Below are 5,880 nucleotides of genomic sequence, written 5' to 3'. Positions count from 1 at the left end.
CACCACCGGCACGGAGGCGGCCTCGGCGAAGGTCCAGCCAGCCGGGATCCTGGCGACCAGTTTCCGGGTCGCGGTGACCTGGGGGCCGAAGGCGGGTTCGAACATGCCCATCACCCGGTCACCGGGGGCCAGGTCGGTCACGCCCGGACCGACCTCCACCACCACGCCCGCGCCCTCGCTACCCATCACCGCCGACGGATCCGGGTACATCCCCAACGCGATCAACACGTCCCGGAAGTTCACCCCGGCCGCCCGCATGGCGATGCGCACCTGGCCCGCGTCGAGGGGGGCCGGGGCGGCCGGCGCGAGGCCGATCCCGTCGAGGGTGCCGGGAGCGGTCGCGGCGAGGTGCCACAGCCCGTCCGGCGGGGTCAGGTCGTCGCCGGCCGAGGCGCCGGTGCGGGTCAGGCGCGGGGAGCGGATCTCGCCCCCGCGCACCGCGACCTGCCCGCCCGTGGTCGACGGGTCCTCGGCGGCGCCGGCCAGCAGGTCCCACAGCTCGGGTGAGAGGTCCCGGTCGACGTCGGCGAGGACGATCCGGTCGGGGTGCTCCGACTGCGCCGAGCGCAGCAGGCCCCACACCGCCGCGCCCACCGGGTCGCGAAGCTCGTCGGCGGGAAGGGCCGTCACGGCGCCCCGGGTCACCACGACGAGCCGGGTGTCCGCCAGCTCCCCGGCGGCCAGCCAGGACTGGAGCACGCCGAGCACGTGCGCGGTGGCCGTCCGCACGACCGCCGGCACCTCGGCGTCCGGCGGCTGCGGGATCGTCACCGGCAGCAGCAGCAGGCGCGGCCGGTCGGCCGTTCCGGCGGCCACGGCCGCGGCCAGGTCGGCCACGGTGGGGTACCCGGCCGCTCCCGGCCCGGCGGTCCCGGCCGCGTCGCCCAGCAGCACCCGGCCGGCGGGGTCCGTGACGGGGGTGACCTCCTCGGCCTGCCAGCTCACCTCGAACAGCGACCGGGCCGCCGCGCCCGAGGCCGCGCCGCCGGTCATCTCCCGCAGCACGAGCGAGTCCACCGACACGACCGGCGCGCCCGCGCCGTCGACCGCGACCACCCGTACCCCGGTGCCCGCGCGGGTCAGCCGGACCCGCAGCACCGACGCGCCCGACGCGTGCACCTGCACGCCCTCGAACGCGAACGGCACCCGCGGCCCGCCGGACCCCTCGGTCAGCAGCAGGCCGATCGGGTGCAGGGCCGCGTCGAGCAGCGCCGGATGCACCCCGAACCGCGCCGCGTCGCCCGCCACCTGCTCCGGCAGGGCAACCTCGGCGTACGCCTCACCGGTTGCGGTCCACGCCCGGCGCAGGCCCTGGAACACCGGCCCGTACGCCAGGCCGTGCCCGGCCAGGGCGGCGTACCAACCGGTCAGGTCCACCTCGGACGCCCCGGCCGGCGGCCACTCCCCCAGCACCGGCTCGTCCGCGGAGGCGGCCTCCAGCACGCCCTCCGCGTGCCGGGCCCAGCCCGCGTCGTCGTCCTCCTCCGGCTGCGAGTGCACGGTCACCAGCCGGGCGCCCGACGCGCCGGGCGCGCCGACGCGCACCTGCACCCGTGCCCCGCCCGACGCCGGCAGCGCCAGCGGCGTCAGCACGGTCAGCTCCCGCACCCGCGACGCGCCCACCTCGTCACCGGCCCGCACCGCCAACTCCACCAACGCCGTCCCCGGCACCACCACCGAACCGGCAACCACATGCTCGGCCAACCACGGATGGGTGGCGGCGGAGAGCCGCCCGGTCAACACCACCTCGTCGCCGCCGGCCAGCCGCACCGCCGCGCCCAGCAGGCCGTGGCCGGCCGCGCCGAGGCCCGCGCCGGAGACGTCGCCGCCGAACGAGCGGTCCACCGCCGGCCAGAACCGCTCCCGCTGGAACGCGTACGTGGGCAGGTCGACCGGGGCGGCGCCGGACCCGGCGTACACCCCCGCCCAGTCCACACCGACGCCCGCGACGTGCAGCTCCGCCAGGCCGGACAGCATCTGCCGGGGGCCGTTCTCGTCGCGGCGCAGGGAACCCACCACCACGCCGGGACCGCCCCGGTCGGCGGCCCGGTCGAGCGCGTCCTGGACCGCCACCTTGAGCACCGGGTGCGGGCTGACCTCGACGAAGACCCGGAAGCCCTCGGCGATCAGCCGGTCGACCACCGGCGCGAGCCGGACCGGTTCGCGTAGATTGCGGTACCAGTAGTCGGCGTCGAGCTCGGCGGTGTCGATGAGGTCGCCGGTCACCGTCGAGTAGAAGGTCACGCCGGTCGACCGGGGGTCGACGGTGCCGAGCGCGGCCGTCACGTCGTCGCGGACCGCCTCGACGTGCGCGCTGTGCGAGGCGTAGTCGACGGCGATCCGCCGGGCCCGGATCTCGCGCTCGGCGCAGTGCGCCAGCAGCGCGTCGACGGACTCCGCGGCGCCGGAGACGACGGTCACGGCGGCGCCGTTGAGGGCGGCGATGGACAGGGTGTCCGCCCACGGCGCGATGAGCTGCCCGGTGTCGGCGGCCGACAGGGGCACGGAGAGCATGCCGCCCCGACCCGAGATCGCCAGCAGCCCGAGGCTGCGCGCCACGACCAGCCGCATCGCGTCCGGGAGGCTGAGGGCGCCGGCGGCGCACGCGGCGGCGATCTCGCCCTGCGAGTGGCCGACGACGGCGTCCGGCTCGATCCCGCACGCCTTCCACAGCCGGGCGAGGGACACCATGACGGAGAACAGGGCGGGCTGGACCACGTCGACCCGCTCCAGCGGTGGCGCGCCGGGTGCCTGCCGCAGCGCGTCCTCCAGCGACCAGTCCACCAGCCGGGACAGCTCCTCGGCGCACTGCCGCATCCCGTCCCGGAAGGCCGGGGACGACTCCAGCAGGTCCAGCGCCATCCCGACCCACTGCGAGCCCTGGCCGGGGAAGACGTAGACGACCTTCGGCGCGCCGTCGACGGGGGCAGGTGGCACCTCGGAGCCGGCAAGCGCGGCCAGCTCGGCGAGGGCGGCGTCCCGGTCACCGGCCACCACGACGGCCCGGTACGGGTGGTGGGCCCGCCGGGTGGCGAGCGAGAACCCCAGGTCGACGAGGTCCAGGTCGGCGTCCTCGGCGAGCTGCCCACGGATCCGGGCGGCCTGTTCCCGCAGGGCCTGCGGGCTGCGCCCGGACACCGGCAGGGGCACGCCGACCGGGCCGGCCAGGCCGGGCAGCTCCGGGGCGTGGCTCGGCCGGGCGGCGGCCGGGGCGGTGTCGTCGGGCGCCTGCTCGATGATGGTGTGCACGTTGGTGCCGCTGATCCCGAACGAGGACACGGCGGCGCGGCGGGGCCGGTCGACGGCCGGCCACGGCTGCGGCTCGGTGAGCAGCGCCACCGCGCCGGCGGCCCAGTCGACGTGCGGGGACGGCTGGTCCACGTGCAGGGTGGACGGCAGCAGCCCGTACCGGATCGCCATGATCATCTTGATCACGCCAGCCACCCCGGCCGCGGCCTGGGAGTGCCCGATGTTCGACTTGATCGACCCGAGGAACAGCGGCCGGTCCGCCGGCCGGCCCTGCCCGTACGTGGCCAGCAACGCCTGCGCCTCGATCGGGTCACCCAGCATGGTGCCGGTGCCGTGCGCCTCGACGGCGTCCACGTCGGCGACGCCGAGCCGGGCGTTGGCCAGGGCCTGCCGGATCACCCGCTGCTGCGACGGACCGTTCGGCGCGGTGAGGCCGTTCGACGCGCCGTCCTGGTTCACGGCGCTGCCCCGCAGCACCGCCAACACCCGGTGCCCGTTGCGCCGGGCGTCCGACAGCCGCTCCACCAGCAGCATGCCCACGCCCTCGGACCAGCCGGTGCCGTCGGCGGACGCGGCGAACGCCTTGCACCGGCCGTCGGGGGCCAGGCCGCCCTGGCGGGAGAACTCCGAGAACATGCCGGGCAGCGCCATCAGGGCGACGCCGCCGGCCAGCGCCAGGTCGCACTCGCCGCCGCGCAGCGCCTGGGCGGCGAGGTGCAGGGCGACCAGGGACGACGAGCAGGCGGTGTCGACGGTGACGGCGGGACCCTCCAGCCCGAAGGTGTAGGAGACCCGGCCGGAGGCGACGCTGCCGGCCGTGCCGGTCAGCAGGTGCCCCTCGAGGCCGTCCAGGTCCTCGCGCCCGCCGGTGGCGTAGCCGGAGGAGGCGGCGCCGACGAAGACGCCGGTCGCGGTGCCGGCGACGCCGTCGGGGTCGACTCCGGCGTACTCGAAGGCCTCCCAGGCGGTCTCCAGCAGCAGCCGCTGCTGCGGGTCCATGGCGAGGGCCTCGCGGGGGCTGATGTTGAAGAAGCCGGCGTCGAAGTCGGCGGCGTCGTAGAGGAAGCCGCCCTGGTCGGTGACGGTGCTGCCGGTGTCGTACAGGCGGTCCAGGTCCCAGCCCCGGTCCGTGGGGAACCCGCCGATCGCGTCGGCGCCGGAGGTGACGAGCTGCCAGAGCTGCTCCGGGGTGGCGACCCCACCCGGGTAGCGGCAGGCCATCCCGATGATCGCCACCGGCTCGTCGGTCGCGCCGGCGCCGACGGCGCGCACGGCCGTGGCGGCGTCGGTCGCGGCGAGACCGAGCTGCCCGAACAGGTACTCGGCGAGCCGGGCGGGGGTGGGGTGGTCGAAGGCGAGCGTGGCGGGCAGCCGCAGCCCGGTCGCCGCGCCCAGCCGGTTGCGCAGCTCCACCGAGGTCAGCGAGTCGAAGCCCAGTTCCTTGAACGCGCGGGCGGCCGGCACGGCCTGCGCCGAGGCGTGGCCCAGCACGGCGGCGGCCTGCCCGCAGACCAGCTCCACCAGCAGCCGCCGGGCGTCCGCCTCCGGCAGGCCGACGAGCCGGTCCCGCCACGAGGTCCCCGCCGTGGGGGCACCGCCGGCCCGCCGCCGGCCACCGGCACGCACGAGCTGCCGCAGCAGCGGCGGCACCTGCGACGCGCCGCCGGTGACCTGCAACCGGGCCGCCACGACCAGCGGCGACACCGCCGGCAGGGCCGCGTCGAACAGGTCGGCGCCCTCGGTCGCGGACAGGCCGGTCATCCCGACCCGCCGCTGCCGCTGCTGGTCGTCGCCGTCGAGGTGGGCGGTCATCCCGCTGGTGGTGGCCCACAGGCCCCAGGCCACGCTCGTCGCGGCCAGGCCCCGCTGCCGGCGGTGCGCGGCCAGGGCGTCGAGGAACGCGTTCGCCGCCGCGTAGTTGCCCTGCCCGGGCGAGCCGAGCGTGGCCGCGAGGGAGGAGAACGTCACGAACGCGGCGAGGTCCAGGTCGGCGGTGGCCTCGTGCAGCGCCCACCCGGCGTCGACCTTCGGCGCCATCACCGTGGCGATGGCCCGCTCGTCCAGCGAGGTGACGGTGGCGTCGGCGAGCACCCCGGCGGTGTGCACCACCGCGGTCAGCGGGTGCGCCGGGTCGACCCGGTCGATCAGCTCCCTGACCTGCGCGGGGTCGCTGACGTCGACCGCGACGGCGGACACCCGCGCGCCGGCGTCGGTCAGCTCGCGGACCAGGGCGGCGTAGTCGTCCCGGCCCGCGTCGTCGGGGTGCCGGCGGGAGGCGAGCAGCAGGTGCCGGGACTGGCCGCTGGCCACGAGGTGCCGGGCCACCACCCCGGCCAGGGTCCCGCCCGCGCCGGTGATCAACGTGGTGCCGTCCAGGTCCACCGGGGCGGGGATCCGCAGCACCACCTTGCCCACGTGCCGCGCCTGACTGATGTGCCGCAGCGCCTGACGGGCCTGCCGCACGTCCCACACCCGCACCGGCAGCGGACGCAGCACGCCCTGCTCGAACAGCGCCAGCAGCTCGGCCAGCATCTCCCCGATCCGGGCGCTGCCGGCCTCGTTCAGGTCGAACGACCGGTACGCGACGCCCGGGTGCTCGGCCGCCACCGTCTCCGGATCGCGGACGTCGGC

General features: G+C 77.0%; 1 protein-coding gene. It reads right to left on the bottom strand.

The features are described from left to right. Positions 1-5,880: type I polyketide synthase (locus C5N14_RS27335; RefSeq protein ID WP_117672145.1), on the bottom strand; the 5,880-nt coding region annotated here is incomplete at both ends.

Origin of the sequence: Micromonospora sp. MW-13, from assembly GCF_003434305.1 — a bacterium.
In the GTDB taxonomy this organism is placed as follows: domain Bacteria; phylum Actinomycetota; class Actinomycetes; order Mycobacteriales; family Micromonosporaceae; genus Micromonospora.
Note: the sequence above shows the minus strand (reverse complement) of the source record. Positions and strands in the feature narration are given on the sequence as shown.